This window comes from Flavobacterium inviolabile (assembly GCF_013389455.1).
GTDB lineage: Bacteria > Bacteroidota > Bacteroidia > Flavobacteriales > Flavobacteriaceae > Flavobacterium > Flavobacterium inviolabile.
In genome coordinates this window covers 1904157-1921069 of sequence record NZ_CP058278.1, presented here as the reverse complement: position 1 = coordinate 1921069, position 16913 = coordinate 1904157, and the positions used below count along the sequence as shown (strand labels likewise).

Annotated in this window: 16 protein-coding genes and 5 tRNA genes; 11 read left to right on the top strand and 10 right to left on the bottom strand. The window is 39.7% G+C overall.

From position 1 onward, the window contains the following. Positions 1 to 128: 128 nt before the first annotated feature. The 5 genes from HW120_RS08540 to HW120_RS08520 all read right to left on the bottom strand — a co-directional run bounded on the left by HW120_RS08540 (position 129) and on the right by HW120_RS08520 (position 5611). Positions 129 to 1082 (bottom strand): acetyl-CoA carboxylase carboxyltransferase subunit alpha, encoded by a 954-nt coding sequence (locus HW120_RS08540; protein ID WP_177733181.1) that lies wholly within the window; start codon positions 1080 to 1082, stop codon positions 129 to 131. A gap of 72 nt (positions 1083 to 1154) precedes the next feature. Continuing rightward, positions 1155 to 2042, bottom strand: a complete 888-nt coding sequence (locus HW120_RS08535) for a DMT family transporter (RefSeq protein WP_177733179.1) — start codon at positions 2040 to 2042, stop codon at positions 1155 to 1157. Next, positions 2029 to 3105, bottom strand: a complete 1077-nt coding sequence (locus HW120_RS08530) for an LptF/LptG family permease (protein WP_177733177.1) — start codon at positions 3103 to 3105, stop codon at positions 2029 to 2031. Before HW120_RS08530 ends, HW120_RS08535 begins: the two co-directional genes overlap by 14 nt. A 33-nt stretch (positions 3106 to 3138) precedes the next feature. Continuing rightward, entirely contained in the window at positions 3139 to 4269 is a 1131-nt protein-coding gene (gene tgt, locus HW120_RS08525; RefSeq protein ID WP_177733175.1) for a tRNA guanosine(34) transglycosylase Tgt, read from the bottom strand. Positions 4270 to 4408: 139 nt separating this feature from the next. Beyond that, the gene (locus HW120_RS08520; RefSeq protein WP_177733173.1) at positions 4409 to 5611 is read right to left on the bottom strand and encodes an MFS transporter; all 1203 of its coding nucleotides are present in this window, start codon (positions 5609 to 5611) and stop codon (positions 4409 to 4411) included. Positions 5612 to 5788: 177 nt separating this feature from the next. Between HW120_RS08520 and HW120_RS08515 the strand changes: the two genes are divergently transcribed. Continuing rightward, the gene (locus HW120_RS08515) at positions 5789 to 6637 is read left to right on the top strand and encodes a transketolase (RefSeq protein WP_177733171.1); all 849 of its coding nucleotides are present in this window, start codon (positions 5789 to 5791) and stop codon (positions 6635 to 6637) included. Positions 6638 to 6679: 42 nt separating this feature from the next. Continuing rightward, positions 6680 to 7633: a transketolase family protein gene (locus HW120_RS08510; RefSeq protein WP_177733169.1), complete on the top strand. Its 954-nt coding sequence runs from the start codon at positions 6680 to 6682 to the stop codon at positions 7631 to 7633. A gap of 117 nt (positions 7634 to 7750) precedes the next feature. Here the strand turns inward: HW120_RS08510 and HW120_RS08505 are convergent, their stop codons facing one another. Continuing rightward, positions 7751 to 8674: an FKBP-type peptidyl-prolyl cis-trans isomerase gene (locus tag HW120_RS08505; protein ID WP_177733167.1), complete on the bottom strand. Its 924-nt coding sequence runs from the start codon at positions 8672 to 8674 to the stop codon at positions 7751 to 7753. 80 nt (positions 8675 to 8754) lie between these two features. Between HW120_RS08505 and HW120_RS08500 the strand changes: the two genes are divergently transcribed. The 3 genes from HW120_RS08500 to HW120_RS08490 are packed head-to-tail and all read left to right on the top strand — an operon-like array spanning position 8755 to position 10226. Continuing rightward, a complete protein-coding gene (locus tag HW120_RS08500; protein ID WP_177736268.1) occupies positions 8755 to 9147 on the top strand; it encodes an RNA-binding S4 domain-containing protein in 393 nt (130 codons plus the stop codon). After that, complete coding sequence (locus HW120_RS08495) at positions 9128 to 9715, top strand: methyltransferase domain-containing protein (protein ID WP_177733165.1); 588 nt, start codon at positions 9128 to 9130, stop codon at positions 9713 to 9715. Before HW120_RS08500 ends, HW120_RS08495 begins: the two co-directional genes overlap by 20 nt. Before the next feature lie 16 nt (positions 9716 to 9731). Next, positions 9732 to 10226 carry a phosphoribosyltransferase family protein gene (locus tag HW120_RS08490; protein WP_177733164.1) on the top strand — a complete coding sequence of 165 codons (495 nt, stop codon included), beginning with the start codon at positions 9732 to 9734 and terminating at the stop codon, positions 10224 to 10226. On the opposite strand, the gene HW120_RS08485 is transcribed toward HW120_RS08490, so the two are convergent. Next, on the bottom strand, positions 10218 to 10736 hold the full coding sequence (locus HW120_RS08485; protein WP_177733162.1) for a shikimate kinase: 519 nt from the start codon (positions 10734 to 10736) through the stop codon (positions 10218 to 10220). The genes HW120_RS08490 and HW120_RS08485 overlap by 9 nt on opposite strands. Positions 10737 to 10864: 128 nt before the next feature. Here HW120_RS08485 and HW120_RS08480 point away from each other — a divergent pair. The 5 genes from HW120_RS08480 to HW120_RS08460 all read left to right on the top strand — a co-directional run bounded on the left by HW120_RS08480 (position 10865) and on the right by HW120_RS08460 (position 11441). Further along, positions 10865 to 10937, top strand: a tRNA-Lys gene (locus HW120_RS08480). A gap of 33 nt (positions 10938 to 10970) precedes the next feature. Beyond that, positions 10971 to 11043 (top strand) — tRNA-Lys (locus HW120_RS08475). Positions 11044 to 11080: 37 nt separating this feature from the next. After that, positions 11081 to 11162, top strand: a tRNA-Leu gene (locus HW120_RS08470). 100 nt (positions 11163 to 11262) lie between these two features. Then, positions 11263 to 11335, top strand: a tRNA-Lys gene (locus HW120_RS08465). Positions 11336 to 11368: 33 nt separating this feature from the next. Further along, a tRNA-Lys gene (locus HW120_RS08460) sits at positions 11369 to 11441 on the top strand. A gap of 119 nt (positions 11442 to 11560) precedes the next feature. On the opposite strand, the gene HW120_RS08455 is transcribed toward HW120_RS08460, so the two are convergent. Beyond that, positions 11561 to 11992 (bottom strand): response regulator, encoded by a 432-nt coding sequence (locus HW120_RS08455; RefSeq protein WP_177733160.1) that lies wholly within the window; start codon positions 11990 to 11992, stop codon positions 11561 to 11563. A 23-nt stretch (positions 11993 to 12015) separates the two neighbouring features. Beyond that, positions 12016 to 13896 (bottom strand): PAS domain-containing sensor histidine kinase, encoded by a 1881-nt coding sequence (locus tag HW120_RS08450; protein WP_177733158.1) that lies wholly within the window; start codon positions 13894 to 13896, stop codon positions 12016 to 12018. A 658-nt stretch (positions 13897 to 14554) separates the two neighbouring features. Here HW120_RS08450 and HW120_RS08445 point away from each other — a divergent pair. Next, entirely contained in the window at positions 14555 to 15844 is a 1290-nt protein-coding gene (locus tag HW120_RS08445) for a PAS domain-containing protein (protein WP_177733156.1), read from the top strand. Positions 15845 to 15885: 41 nt separating this feature from the next. Here HW120_RS08445 and HW120_RS08440 read toward each other — a convergent pair whose 3' ends face one another. After that, a complete protein-coding gene (locus HW120_RS08440; protein WP_177733154.1) occupies positions 15886 to 16797 on the bottom strand; it encodes a helix-turn-helix domain-containing protein in 912 nt (303 codons plus the stop codon). Positions 16798 to 16913: the final 116 nt, after the last annotated feature.

The window sequence follows — 16913 nt, the reverse complement described above, 5'->3', positions numbered from 1 at the left end:
AATTTTTAGGTGAATATATTTTGAGTTGTTAGTCTTGTGCTGTTCATAACCTCTCAAAAAATGTTAATAGTTAAAAAAAATCCGAAGCTGTAAGGCTCCGGATGTTATGATTTGTAAGGTAATTTCGATTATTCTTTATACTCACCCATTCTACTGTATTTTTCCATACGCTGAGCCACTAATTCTTCTGTTGATAAGTCTTTCAACTCGTTATATCCTTTGGTGATATATTGTTCAACGGTTCTGAAAGTCGTTTCTCTGTCGTAATGAGCACCACCAAGCGGTTCCGGGATAATATCGTCAATTAACTTTTGTTTTTTCATATCGAAAGAAGTTAATTTCAACGCTTCGGCAGCCTGCTCTTTGTATTCCCAGCTTCTCCATAAAATAGAAGAACACGATTCCGGAGAAATTACAGAATACCAGGTATTTTCCAACATGTAAACTTTATCACCAACACCAATTCCCAAAGCTCCACCTGAAGCTCCTTCACCAACGATAACCGTGATGATAGGCACTTTCAGACGAATCATTTCGAAGATGTTTCTGGCAATAGCTTCCCCTTGTCCTCTTTCTTCTGCTTCCAATCCCGGATATGCTCCCGGAGTATCTACTAATGTAACTACAGGGATTCCGAATTTTTCGGCCATTTTCATTAAACGAAGTGCTTTTCTATATCCTTCCGGATTTGCCATTCCGAAGTTACGGAATTGTCTGGTTTTCGTATTGTATCCTTTTTGTTGTCCGACAATCATGAACGACTGTCCGCCAATTTTACCAAGTCCGCCAATCATTGCTTTGTCGTCCTTAACGCCTCTGTCTCCAAAAAGTTCCAGGAAAGTATCCCCGCAAAGGGCTCTGACATGGTCCATCGTGTACGGTCTGCTTGGATGTCTCGAAAGCTGAACACGTTGCCATGCCGTTAGATTTTTATATATATTTCTCTTGGTTTCTTCTAATTTTTTCTCAATTTGTTTGCACGTATTAGAAACATCAACATCCGATTCCAGCCCGATTATCTGACATTTATCTAACTGATCTTCAAGTTCTTTAATAGGAAGTTCAAAATCTAAATATTCCATTTTTTAGTACCTTTTTGGGTTTAGTTTGAGCTACAAAGATAAATTATCATTTTATATTGTAGTAACAATTTATTAATTTGTTTTTATTTTTTTATAGTTCTTGGCGATTCCGTTTAGCAGAACCGTAAGCAGTATTATGGCCGCTCCCACATAAAAAGAAGGGCTCATTTTTTCTTTTTCCCGGAAAACCAAAACGGCTAATATAATTCCGTAAATAGGCTCCAGATTAATCGTCAGCATTACGGTATACGGGCTTAAATATTTCATGACTTTCACTGAGGCTAAAAAGGCATAGGCTGTACAAACTGATCCTAAAACCAGCAGCCAGATACAATCGGATAAGCTCAGTACAAAGAATTCCCGGGTAAAATATCCGGATACCAGCATATAAACCGTCAGAAATCCGACACCGCCCAGCAGTTCATAAAAAGTGATGACTCCTGCGTCATGTTTTTGGGCAAACTTCCCGTTGATCACTGAAAAAAGTGCCGATAAAAATGCCGAGGTCAGCGCTAAGATTATTCCGTTAACATGGTCGCCTTCCACATTAAAGATGATTCCCAATCCCAACACGACTATCAGGCCGAAAAGCACTTCATACCAGATCATTTTTCTTCCATAAAAAATGGGTTCCAGAAATGAGGCAAAGAAAGCGCCGGTAGACAGACAGGCTAATGTTACGGAAATGTTGGAAACTTTAATTGCCATAAAGAAGGTCAGCCAGTGCAGCGCAATGACCAATCCGCCCAAAAGGAATTTCACGAGCGTAGTCCCGGAAACGGCTATCGGTCTTTTTCGGTATAACAGGTAAAGTAATACCAGAAATACCGCTACCATCATGCGATACCACACCAAAGGCAGGGCTTCCAGGGAAATCAATCCGCCTAAAATAGCGGTAAACCCCCATATAAAAACAATTAGATGGAGGTTTAAGTAACTTTTAATATTATCGTTTGGCATTTCTAAGTAGGTAAATCGCTAAAATTCCAAAAACAAAATTAGAGAACCATACGGCCACTAAAGGCGGTACGCTGGATTTTTCGGCCAGTGTTCCAAAAATCTTGTCAAAGAAAATAAAGGTAAAGGCTATCGCAATTCCCAGGGCTAAGTTTACACCCATTCCTCCTCTTCGCTTCATGGAAGAAACCGAAACGGCAATAATGGTCAGGATAAATGCCGAAACAGGGATACTGTATTTTTTATATTTGACAACCAGATAGGTGTTGATATTGGGGGAACCACGTTGTTTTTCCTTTTCGATAAACCGGTTCAGTTCTCCTAAGGTCATGGTTTCTGCAACATAAACAACCGGTGTTAAATCTTCCAGGTCAAAATCCAGAATCATGTCCTTTTGTTCCTGTTTTTCAATTTTATCATCCAGTTCTCCAATGGTACGCTTGCTGTAATTGAATAAGGTGTACGTACTGTCGGCAGGATTCCATTTTATACGGCTGGCATTGATTTTATATTCTAACTGATCGCCTTTAAATTTTTCAAGGGTAAAGTTGAACGCTATCTTGGATTCGTAGTTAAAATTACTCACATAGATAAATTCGTCTTTACTAATCTGCCGGTAAACATCCTGGTTTTCCCTGACGGTTGGATTACTGGACAGGTAATTGTAACGGAAATCGTTAAATCCCTGACTTGCCTTGGGCACCAGAAAGAATCCCATAACCAATGAAAACAGCGATACTAACGTTGCCCCGATAATGTACGGCCGTAAAAAACGGCTAAACGAAATTCCGGAACTTAAAATCGCAATGATCTCGGTGTTATTTGCCAGTTTCGAGGTAAACCATATTACGGAAAGGAACAGGAATATCGGGAAAAGTAAATTGGCAAAATATATTGTAAAATCGTAATAGTACTTTAAAATGGCTACTAAAGGTACTTTATTAGCAAGCATTTTATTGATCTTCTCCGAGACGTCAATAACGATTCCTATAGGAATAAACATTAATAACATGACCGAGAAGGTTGCTAAATACCGTTTTAGGATATATTTATCGATTATGTTCATTCGCAAGTTAGAATAGAAAATTAATTGTTAGCATTATAAACGTTGGCTCATCTGTTTTACCATTTTTTCCTTCCATGCATAAAAATCACCTGCTAAAATATGCTGTCTGGCTTCGCGAACCAGCCACATATAAAACCCTAAGTTATGAATGGTTGCGATTTGCTTCCCTAAGTATTCGTTAGCAGCAAATAAATGGCGTAAATAGGCTTTTGAGTATTCGGTATCTACAAAAGTAATTCCCATTTCGTCAATTGGGGAAAAATCGTCTTCCCATTTTTTATTTTTAATGTTAATTGTACCGTTAGCTGTAAATAACATTCCGTTACGGGCATTACGCGTTGGCATCACACAATCGAACATGTCAATTCCCAATGCTATATTTTCAAGGATGTTAACCGGTGTTCCCACTCCCATTAAATAACGCGGTTTGTCTTCCGGTAAAATGGCCGTAACCACTTCTGTCATCGCATACATTTCTTCTGCAGGCTCCCCTACAGAAAGTCCTCCGATGGCATTACCCTGCGCTCCTACACCGGCAATGTATTCTGCCGACTGCTGACGCAGGTCTTTATAGGTACTTCCCTGTACAATCGGGAAAAATGTTTGTTCGTATCCGTATTTAAACGGTAATTTATCCAAATGTGCAATACATCTGTCCAACCAACGGTGGGTCATGTGCATCGAACGTTTTGCATACCGGTAATCACAAGGGTATGGCGTACATTCATCGAATGCCATGATAATATCAGCTCCGATGGTACGCTGGATTTCCATCACATTTTCCGGTGAGAAAAAATGATAGGATCCGTCAATGTGCGATTTGAATTTTACACCTTCTTCTTTAATTTTTCTATTGGAAGAAAGGGAATATACCTGATAACCGCCGCTATCCGTTAATATATTCCGGTCCCAGTTCATGAATTTGTGCAATCCACCCGCTTTTTCCAATATTTCGGTTTGTGGGCGCAAATACAAATGATAGGTATTTCCTAAAATAATATCGGGATTAATATCGTTTTTTAATTCTCGCTGATGCACTCCTTTAACGGAAGCAACTGTTCCGACAGGCATAAATATTGGTGTTTCAATAACACCGTGATCTGTAGTTATACTTCCCGCTCTGGCTTTTGACAACGGGTCTTTGTGTAATAAATCGAACTTCATACTTACTTTTTACAATCGGCAAAGATAATCGAATTCAACTATTCGATTGGGAGTTCCTTAGAAAATATTAACGATTGCGTCTTTATTTAATATTCTTTTTAAACAAATCCGCCGAAATAATAATAAGCAATTGTTTTACTTACATTTTCTTCATTATAACGTAAAATCCAAAGGCAATAAAAACAGTCAGTACTCCGGTTCCGATCCACAGCGTATCAAATCCGTAAAAATCGGCTACACGGGTTCCCAAATAAGGCGATACGATATGGGCCGCAGAATAGGCCAGGGCGCCAAATCCCATATAAGCGCCTCTGTTTGTTGCTCCGGAACGCTGAACCGTCACGGTAGCCACAAACGGCATTACCAGGATTTCCGAGATACACAAAACAAACATGGACACATACAATACCAGGTATTTACCCGGCAGTACCAGCATTATAAACGACAAGCCGCATAAAATCGTTCCTAAAATGATTACCTGTGCCGATGTCATTTTACGTTCGGCAATATGCACCAGCAGCATTTCCAGCGCAAAGACCACAAAACCGCTATAGGCCAGCAATATCCCGATGTCTGCTTCGGTTAATTTATGGACTTCTTTATAAAACAAAGGCAGTGTACTCAGCAACTGAAAGAAACAGATTGCATATAGAGCCGTTAGTATGTTGAACCAGATAAACTGTCTGTCCCTGTACGGAGAAACTTCTTTAGCTTCTGCCGCCGCATCCGCTTCTTTTTTCAATACGTTTTCGTTCCCTTTTCTGTTTCTGAAATAAAAGAAGAATAACAGCCCGGCCAAAACAGCACCGATCGCATTGCCGTAAAAAAGCCAGCTGTAGGATATAATTGCCAGCAAGCCGCCCAAAGCAGGACCTATGGAAAATCCAAGGTTAATAGCCATACGATTGAGCGAAAAAGCACGGGTAATATTTTCCGGTTTGGCATAGTATGCCACCGAAACGGAATTGGCCGGCCGGAACGAATCGGTAATCACGCTCAATATAAATATTCCTACCGCCAGTGTTTCCACCGTTTTAAATAGCGGCAGCAGGCAGAACATCGGAACCGACAGCAATAAGCTTACCGTCTGCACTTTAAAATGTCCTACTTTATCCGTCAGCCAGCCGCCTAACCAGGAACCGGTTACCGCTCCCAGACCAAAACAGCTTAGTACCGTACCGGCTTCCTTTAGCGAAAAGTGCAGAGCTTCCGTCATATAAATCCCTAAGAAAGGAAGCACCATGGCTCCGCTTCTGTTGATAAAAATAACCAGCGCAAGCATCCATGCGGGTTTTGACAAACCGCGATACGAATCCAAATAAATATCTAAAAAACGTTTCATCTGTTAAACCGAAAAGGGGATACAATTAAAAAGTTACTAAAAGTACTACATTTAAAGCGTTTCCTCCTATCATTAAGCGAAATTATTACGTGCTAAATCTGAAACTAAAAAACAAAAAGAGTTGGTACATCTTTAAAATAAAACTATTTTTGCCATAGTTTAACTTTTACATAAAAAATGAAGCCTAACACTCAACAATTAAACGACTTAACAATTCAGGTTAGAAGAGATATTCTTCGTATGGTTCATGCTGTAAATTCAGGACACCCTGGAGGTTCACTTGGCTGTACCGAATTTTTAGTAGCCCTTTACCAACATTTAATGGACCGCAAAGAAGGTTTTGACATGAATGGTAGCGGTGAAGATCTTTTCTTCCTGTCCAATGGTCACATTTCGCCGGTTTTTTACAGCGTATTAGCAAGAAGCGGGTATTTCCCTGTTGCTGAATTAGCTACTTTCCGCCTTATCAATTCCCGTTTACAAGGGCACCCGACTACGCATGAAGGGTTACCGGGAATTCGTGTTGCTTCAGGTTCATTAGGACAAGGAATGTCTGTTGCCATCGGAGCTGCGCTAACCAAAAAATTAAACGGTGACAACCATATTGTTTACAGTTTACATGGTGACGGTGAGTTACAGGAAGGGCAAATCTGGGAAGCGGCGATGTATGCTTCTGCTAAAAAAGTAGACAACTATATTGCTACCGTAGATTTAAACGGAAAACAAATTGACGGAACAACAGAAGAAGTTTTATCCTTAGGCGATTTAAGAGCCAAATTTGAGGCTTTCGGATGGGATGTTCTTGAGATAAAAGAAGGAAACAACCTTGAGGCTATCATCAATGGTATGACTGATGCCAAATCAAGAACCGGAAAAGGAAAACCAGTTTGTGTATTGCTATATACCGAAATGGGTAACGGTGTTGATTTCATGATGCACACACACGCATGGCACGGGAAAGCACCAAACGATACACAATTGGAAAGTGCTTTAGCTCAAAATCCGGAAACTTTAGGAGATTATTAATCGATCTTTCTAATTTTTAAATTCTTTTAATTACGTCAACAAATGAAAAAATATACAAACACAGGAAATAAAGATACGCGCTCTGGTTTTGGAGCCGGACTTACAGAACTTGGTCAAAAAAATGAAAATGTAGTAGCACTTTGCGCTGACCTGATCGGTTCATTAAAAATGGATGATTTCAAAAAAAATCATCCGGAACGTTTTTTCCAGATCGGGATTGCAGAAGCTAACATGATTGGAATTGCAGCGGGAATGACTATTGGCGGCAAAATTCCTTTTACCGGAACTTTCGCTAACTTTTCTACCGGAAGGGTTTACGACCAGATTCGTCAGTCGGTAGCTTACTCCGATAAAAACGTTAAAATCTGTGCTTCGCATGCCGGATTAACATTAGGAGAAGATGGTGCTACACACCAGATCCTTGAAGATATCGGTTTGATGAAAATGCTGCCTGGAATGACGGTAATCAACACTTGTGATTACAATCAGACAAAAGCAGCTACATTAGCTATTGCTGAGCACCACGGACCGGTTTACCTGCGTTTCGGCCGACCGTCTGTACCTAACTTCACTCCGGAAAACGGAACATTCGAAATTGGTAAGGCTGTCGTATTAAACGAAGGTACTGATGTTACAATTATCGCTACCGGACATTTGGTTTGGGAAGCTTTGGTTGCTGCAGAAGCTTTGGAAGCAAAAGGTATTTCTGCCGAGGTAATCAACATCCACACGATAAAACCACTGGATGAAGAAGCAATTCTTAAATCGGTTGCTAAAACAGGTTGTGTTGTTACTGCTGAAGAGCACAATATGCTTGGCGGTTTAGGCGAAAGTGTTTCCAGAACATTATCGTTAAACAATCCTGCACCACAGGAATATGTAGCCGTTAAGGACAGTTTTGGCGAAAGCGGAACACCGGATCAGTTAATGGAGAAATACCAGTTGAACAATCAGGCTATTTTTGCAGCTGCTGAAAAGGTTATCACACGAAAATAATCAATATGTTTTATACAAAAAAGCCTGTCCGAATGGACAGGTTTTTTTATACAGCAGTATTTACCATAAAAAAAAGCCCTCTTCAAGAAGGGCTTTTTTTATTTTACTGGCTTACTCTTAGTGACAAGTAGCGTCCAGATGTTTTCTTAATCGTGCCGGATTCGTGTTGTTTCCGCTACAATCCGGGATCAAATCATAGGTATACTGGTTAATAGTACCCGGAATACGGATCTCTTCTTTTGTAGGTACGCCATCATTATCATCATCCACGTCAAAAATATCGGCAATACCGTCACCATCTGTATCAATCAGATTGTAATTTGCATCAAAACCATATTCATATCTTGACAATACACCATCGGCATCCTGATCTAAAAATTGTATATCGTATAATTTAAACGTAAACACCAACGGTGAATATTCCGGAATACTTCCTACATATTGGCTATAATAACCTAATCCTGAAGGCAGGAACATTACTCCTGCTCCGTAATCTTCATGACGCAATGTTCCGTCAGGCACTCCCGCTTCGTTTACATTTTCTACTGTAACTCCTCTTCTGAATTCCGGAAAAATAAACTCCCATCCTTTTATCGCTCCCACAAGGCTGATTTCGGTAGCATTCGGAGCATAATCAAACTGGTATCCCGTTAACAGCGTTCCTCTGTAGGAAGTGTACAGTTTATCTACACCACAAGGGGCATCACCTGTACCGGCAGCAGTTTTTAAATAATAAACTTTATATAAGATATTGTGAAGTTTCACTGTTTTATTCAATAACGGATAGGTTGTCTGATCCCAGATAGAAACCTGACTTCCTCCGGCAGGAATCGCTGTGATTGTCATATCCTCAACATCTCCATGTGCATTATGAGTAACTTCCAGGTAATGTGTTTTCAAATAATTTTCAATGGCTGTATTATCAGCGGCAAATTGCTCAGAATAATCCCGGATTTCAGCACCACCGCTACCTTTATCATCACATGCAAAAAGAGAAAACATAAGGACTAAGCTCCCTACTATCTTAAATAATCTATTCATTATTAATAAAATTTAACGGTGCAAGATACAATTTTCATTTATTTTTGTTTTAATATTAACATTGAATTTTGAATTTTCATATGAGAGTGGATAAATATTTATGGTGTGTACGCTACTATAAAACAAGAAACATTGCAACAGAAGCTTGTAAAAAGGGGCACATCACTGTAAATGGACAAACAGCAAAGCCTTCCAGGGAAGTTTTTGCTACAGATAAAATTACATTACGAAAAGATCAGATTAACTACATACTGACCGTTCTGGATGTTCCCGAAAGCAGAGTGGGCGCCAAACTGGTTGACATATACCGAAAAGACGAAACGCCTTTAGAGTCTTTTGAACATCTGGAATTACTAAGGCTTTCCAAGGAGCATTACCGCGCCAGAGGAACAGGCCGTCCTACTAAAAAAGACAGACGGGACATTGACGATTATACCTTAGATGCCGACGAAGATGATACTGAAACTGAATAAAAATTACTGGGAAGACCGCTATCTGAACAATGAAACCGGATGGGATGCCGGTTCAATTACCACCCCGCTGAAGGATTATATTGACCAGATTGACGATAAGACACTGAAGATCTTAATACCCGGTGCCGGAAATGCACACGAGCTGGATTACCTGTTTTCAAAAGGGTTCCAGAATGTATTTGTTATAGATCTGGCCGCTTCGCCGTTACAGAACATCAAAAAAAGAAATCCGCTGTTTCCCGGATCCCAGTTGATTCAGGGTGATTTTTTTGAGCTGGAGGAACACTTCGATCTGATCCTGGAGCAGACTTTTTTCTGCGCACTGTCACCGGAGCTTCGCAAAAATTATGTTTCCAAAATGGCACAATTACTAAACCCTAACGGAAAAATCGCCGGACTGCTGTTTGATTTCCCGCTCACCGAAGCCGGACCTCCGTTTGGCGGCAGCAAAGAAGCATATTTAAGCCTTTTTTCAGACATATTTTCGATAAAAACACTTGAAAGAGCTTATAATTCCATAAAACCAAGACAAGAAAAAGAGTTCTTCTTTATCTTTGAAAAAAAATAACAACAACACAAAAACAATGAAAAATATTATCTTAACCCAGCAGGAAATCAACCATAAAACCAAACGAATTGCTTTTCAGATCTACGAAACTTTTGTAGATGAAAACGAAGTTGTTTTAGCGGGGATCGCTTCCAACGGGTATATTTTCGCTCAGAAAATTGCGAAAGAACTGGAACAGATTTCCGATTTGAAGGTTATTTTATGCGAAGTAAAAATCAACAAAACCAAACCTCAGGAAAAAATCACTACCTCACTAAGCCCGGAGCAGTACGAAAATAAAGGTTTGGTACTGATTGATGACGTGCTTAGTTCCGGCACCACTTTGATCTATGGTGTAAAGCATTTTCTTGACGTTCCGCTGAAAAAATTCAAAACCGCGGTACTGGTAGACCGGAACCATAAAAAATATCCCGTTAAAGCCGATTTTAAAGGCCTCTCCTTGTCGACTTCACTATTAGAGCACATCCAGGTTGTTTTTGAAGAAACAGAGGAATACGCCTATTTAAGTTAACAGGCTTTCAATTTCCGAAACAATATGATCCGGCTTTTTACCATCAACGGCAATCACATGTTTGGCCTGGTGGTAAAAATAGCTTCGGTCAAACAAATGTTTGGCTATAAATTCTTCTATTTCGGTTTCTTTTAACGAAGCCAGCAAAGGTCTGCCCGCCTTTTCATTTTCCAGTCGCTGCATTAACTCCTTGACGGATGCTTTTAAGTATACCGATACGATACCTTCCAGCTGTAAAAATTCATGGTTATTGGCATAACAGGGAGCACCACCACCCAGACTTAATATATAGTCATCCTTTTCTGTTATAAATTTCCGGAGTGTTTCGTGCTCGATCTTGCGAAATCTGACTTCTCCAATCTCCGAAAACAATTCCGGAATGGTCTTTTTTGTCTTTTCTTCAATAATTTTATCCAGATCAAAAGCCGGTATTGCTATTTTTTCTGATAATATTTTACCTATTGTTGACTTGCCGGAACCCATATAGCCAATGAGGACTATTTTTTTCATAATAATAAATATCTAATAAACAGAAACTTAAATAATCCCTGTAAAAAAAAGGCAAATTTAAACCAAAATTCCCTTGGATAATAAAAAATACGTCTTATATTTGCACCCGCAATCAGGAAATGATTACAGACTCGGTAGCTCAGCTGGTAGAGCACATCACTTTTAATGATGGGGTCCTGGGTTCGAATCCCAGCCGGGTCACAAAAATGACCTGAATTTATTTTCTGAAAGCAAGACTCGGTAGCTCAGCTGGTAGAGCACATCACTTTTAATGATGGGGTCCTGGGTTCGAATCCCAGCCGGGTCACGAAAGTCGAACAGCGATGTTTGACTTTTTTTTTTAAGGCCACGTGGAGAAATTGGTAGACTCGCCATCTTGAGGGGGTGGTGTTGAAAGACGTATGGGTTCGAATCCCATCGTGGTCACGAGGATTGCCTAAAGTAGTCTGAATGATCAGAAATAGTACGGGAGGTTCCCGAAAACTGTTTCAGGAAATATTGATAAAGAGATTAAGAAATAATTACAGACTCGGTAGCTCAGCTGGTAGAGCACATCACTTTTAATGATGGGGTCCTGGGTTCGAATCCCAGCCGGGTCACTAATTAACCTGAATTATTTCTTAAAAAATACCGACTCGGTAGCTCAGCTGGTAGAGCACATCACTTTTAATGATGGGGTCCTGGGTTCGAATCCCAGCCGGGTCACAAAATGGTTCCACCGGAGTCATAAAAAAAGACGCAATTGCTGCGTCTTTTTTTGTTTTAAATACTTTCATAAGCACAAGGCTAAAATTCGTTACTGCGGCTTACGCAACAGGTTTGAATCAGCCTTCTCCATCGGAGCCGACGGTTTTATGATAATATTCACGCAGCAACTCCATAAATTCTATCTTTTTCAACGGTTTAATCAGATAATCGTCAATAAACTCATATTCGTTTATTTTTTCCATATCGGCAAGGCTAGTAGAGGAGCTTAAGATAAAAACGGGAATGTTACTTACAAAATCCATTTCCATCCTGCAAACCTCATCCATGAATTCCCATCCGGTCATCTGCGGCATATTAATATCCACAAATAACATGTCCGGCCAGTCTTCTCTCCTATCCTTAACAGACTGGAAATGCTTTATAGCCGAAACGGCATCCTCAAAACCGATTACCTCGGTAGCTGCCTCGGGAAACTTCATCACCATCTTTCCGAATATGAACCGGAATATCGAATCGTCGTCGATAATAGCAATACGTAGTTTTGTCATATAATTGGGTATTTAGGGCTTACTTATTTATCAAACTGGACATAAAAAGTACTTCCTTTATCAGGCTCACTAACTACATAAATCCTCCCTCCCAATGATTCTATCTGATGTCTGGTCATAAAAAGTCCAATCCCCTTGCTGTCATATCCGCTATGAAAGGTCTTCCTAAATTTGAACACATGCATCCCATACCTGTCCAGATCAATCCCTATTCCATTATCCTTAACGCTAAAGCCGCATTTTCCTTCTGAAGCATAGGATCTGATCGTAATCTGCGGTTTTCTGCCCGGTACTGTGTACTTTAAGGCATTCCCTATCAGGTTATACATGATGCTTTCCAGATAGATTCTTGAATAGGAAATAGCCGGAACTTCAAAATCAGCTTCTATTACAGCGCCCTTAGTATGGATCTCTGCCGAGAATTGCTGGATGGTCTTCCTGTATATCTGTTCGAAACCACATCTCTCCATTGGCAGCGATTTACTGCCTCTGACTTCCAGTATCTCGATAAGTTCCTGCATAATTTCGATAAGTCCGTCACTTGAACACTGCAGGAGCTCCAGATATTCTTTTCTGTCTGTTTCATTATCTGCATGTTCAATCTCGGCAACCAGCATCTGGATATTTCCGGCCGGTCCTCTCAGATTGTGTGCAACGATCTGGTTAAATTCTTCCAATTGCCGCACTTTGGTTTCCAGGTCGATCGTTGCAATCTCCAGCTGTCGGTTATTCCGCTGCAGTTCCTCCACATACTTTCTATACTGTGTAATATCCTGTATCTGCGCGATATAGAAAATGGGCGTTCCATGCTGATCAAAGACGGCCGACATGGTCTGAAGGCACCAGATAAAACGTCCGTCTTTATGGATATACCGCTTTTTTATAGTGTAACTTTCGGTTTCAAGCGTCTTAAGCTTATTCATATTCTCTTCAATATACGGCAGGTCGTCCGGATGTGTATAGTCACTACATTTCATCCTGGACATTTCCGACACATCATAACCCAGTATCTTTGTAAGGGTATTGTTTACTTCAATACAGCGCCCGTCGGTACCCACTAAAGCCATTCCCAATCCTGAATGCAGAAAAGCCTGGTTGAACTTTTGTTCGTTAACCCTGACCTCATCCTCAATTTTCATCCTGTTACTGATATCCGTAATAATAACGGCCGCTTTTTGTTTTGAATAATAAACAGGTCTCACCTGCATCCTGTACCATCGTTCACTGTTATCCTCCAAAGGAGATTGGTATTCCATACTTAGGGATTTGTTCTCTCTTAAGGAATCCCTGATAAGGGAAACAAAAGATCTACCAAGCTTGTTTGGAAAAATAACTTCCAGATTCTTTCCCAGAAACATTGTCGGATCATAAAAAAGTTGGTCTTCGTCATTCGTCCAGCAATTAAGGATCTCACCGGTAATACTGACCTCAAATACCATATCGTCTATTGAAGCCAAAAGCTGATCCAGCTGGTTTTTTCTGGTTTGTAGTTTTTGACTTTTCCGGATCGTTTCTGTAACATCAAAAAAACCGATAATTGCATATTTTGTTCCCGAGATCTCGATCATCCTGGAACTAACGGATATCCAGATCAGCGGCTTTTCACCGATTTCTATTCCAATCACACTGTCCTCTACCGTTTTGTCCGTTTCCAGTGTTGCAATAAACGGCAATCCGTTCCGATCCAGCGGAGTCTGGTCTTCCGCATAGGAGAAACTAAACAATTCAAAGCAGCTGCTGCCCTGATAATTCTGCTCGTCCAGACATAAAACGGCTTTGGCTTTTTTGTTAGCCAAAACGATGTTTCCTTCAAAGTCTGCAAGAATCAAACATTCTTTACTAATATTTTGCGTAATGCCAAATATTTCATCGCTCAACATGTTCTGAAGTTCCGCTGAATGCATATCTTTTTTTTTATTGATAAACTAAAATAATAAAATTCTAAATAGAGATTGGTATCACTAGAAAACAAGGATTATCTTCTATTAATGCTCTTGAAGACAAGAAAAGAAGACAATCAAAAATAATCGTTTAAAGCACTGTCGCTTTTTTAATATGCTTAAATATATAGTTCTATATACTTAGTGGGGGGACCGTTTAGCAAATTATTCTTTCAGAAAAAACCAATGACTTTTGTCAGATTCAGCCAAACCGGCCGAAATGACCTTCCTGTTTCAAACTCCTAACTCCCGTCTAAGCAATTCCTTAATTGGCGAAAGATACGTTTTAATTGCTAAAAATGTTCGCTCCTGCTAACTATTTAGGAAACTTTCAGTATTATTCCAATCACTTTTGTTGCCGCCGACCCTATTTTTCCCTGTAAAGCAGACTGCAGTTATCGCTTCTGTCATTTTTATAGTGCTATGGGATATCCTGCGAAAAGGATTCTCTAATCAGGTTACAGGATTTATTTTTTAGCTGCCTGCCTGAAGTTTTACCTTTTTCGATCTGACCGGAATTAGCTGTTATTTTCCAAACCGGCAATAGCCGTTAAAAAGGCTTTTAATCCTTAACAAATACAGAATTTATTCGTAAAATTGAGTTCTTTAAGTAAGCCCCTATATGAAAACAAGCTCTTGTCCATCAATTGATGATTTTAAGTATATATGGAGAAGATACTCCCTCTTTATCAACAAGAGAACGCGAACAGGGAAAAAGTACCTGAACAGGAACGAAATGTGGAAGGACCGGTTTTTCACACAAATCATAAAATTTGCAATACCAACAGGAATAGTCTCCCTTATCGTTAATATTGTAATAGAATGTTCTCACAGTAGTTATATAACAGCCATAACCGATTTACTCGCATTCGTATCGATTATTATCGTAGTGCTGCATAAAAAACTTACGATCCGATTTAAGAAGTTTTTTGGAGTGACCGTAATGATGCTCTTCTCCATTATCAAAATAGTAACCTTACATTCCCTGATGTGCGGAACGGTTTTTCTGCTGCTGCTCAGTGTGTTTGTTACGCTTCTGTTTTCTAAAAAAATGGCTTACCTGTCGGTTGCTGTCAATGCGATGATCTGTATTTTGTTTGGCATCGCTTTATTTGAGGGTTTTCCGATACACGAACTGGAACTGGTACATGATAACATACCCTACAGATGGATACTCTACTCGTTCAACTTTATATTTTCAAATCTGGTAATGGTCTCCATTATTATATATGTTATCAGCGGTTTTGAAAAGACCATTCTAAAATCTGAAAATCTTTATATCAAACTCCGTCAGGAAGTACAGGAAAAGGTTGTCAAGGAAAATCTGCTACAGGAAGCGGTGACCCATTATAAAAGTTTGTTTTTTTTTAATCCGCTGCCGATGATCATTTATCATCCCACTACTTTACGTTTATTATATGTAAACAAAAGTGCCATACACTGCTACGGATACAACAAGAAAGAGTTCCTGGATATGAAAGTAAACCGGCTTCTGCAGTGTGATGAAGAAGCATTCAGGAACAAGGTACGCAGAGATTATGTTCATCAAAGAGACCAGCATTATTGTAAAAACGGAAATCCCATACTGGTGGATATCAATGCCAGTAATATACGGTTAAACGGATCATGGGTACGTTTAGCCATCATCAGGGACATTACGTCAGAAGCAGCCTATATTGCTGCTATTGAGAAAAAGAATAAAAAGATGAAGGAAATAGCCCATCTGCAATCACATGTTATACGAAATCCCTTATCCAGAATAATGGGAATCATCGAGTTGTTACAGTCGGATCCTGTTGCAGCAGAGGAACTGGATCAGCTGCTTTCTTACCTGATGCAGTCTGCGCAAGAGCTGGATACAGTAGTCGCAAGCATTGTAAAACGGACAGAAGAAGAGATGAAAGAGGATTAAAGCCTAATAAAATGATCTTTTTCAGATAATTTTGGCTGCTTTTATACCGTCAAATTCCTGAATTCCTGAGGTGTATTGCCTGTTTTCTGCTTGAATAATCTGCTGAAGTACTGCGGATATTCAAAGCCTAACTGATATGCTATTTCACTTATGCTTTTGCTGCTGCCCAATAATATGTTCTTCGCTTCCTCAATAACAAAATGATGGATATGATCCTTTGCATTCATGCCTGTTTCTTTTTTTAACAGGTCGCTTAAATAGTTGGGTGAAAAATTGACAATCGCTGCCAGATAGCTAACCGTAGGCAGTCCTTTCTTTTCCAGTTTGTCCGAATAGAAATAGTCTTTCAGGGCTTTTTCAACCTGTCCTACGACATCCCTGTTTGTATGTTTTCTTGTAATGAACTGCCTGCCATAATATCTTGCACAATAGTTTAAAAACAGCTCTATATTGGAAACTATCAGGTTCTGACTGTGACTATCAATATTCTCATTTAATTCATTCTCAATATTCACAATACAATCATGTAAAACCTGTTTCTCTTTTTCTGATAAATGCAGGGCTTCAGATGCCTCATAAGAGAAAAAGGAATAGTCTTTCATCCTGGAACCCAATGCTGTTCCCCTTACCAGATCCGGATGAAAAAACAGTCCCCATCCCATCATGTCTTCCCGTTTTTCGATCTCACTGTCCAGTTCCACAACCTGTTTGGGAGCGATACAGATCAGACTTCCTTCCTGAAAATCATATTGCTGTCTGCCATATTTCATATTATTGATGCAGTAGTTCTTAAACATAACCGAATAAAAACCGCAGGATATCCGCGTACCCGCCTCAATATATTCATCTACTTTACTAAAATCAATTACAGCAACCAGAGGATGCTTTGCGCCTCCCTGCTGTACAAACCTGTTGATCTCGGAGATGGTCTCCAGATGTATAATCTGCTTCATTGCTATACTGTGTTCGTTTTCCTATTGCAGTTACTACTGTAACCGGGTATTCCTGATTTTTGGTTAATCCGTAATTCTCTTTAATGCTTTACCGCATACTGTAAAACGGTATTTTA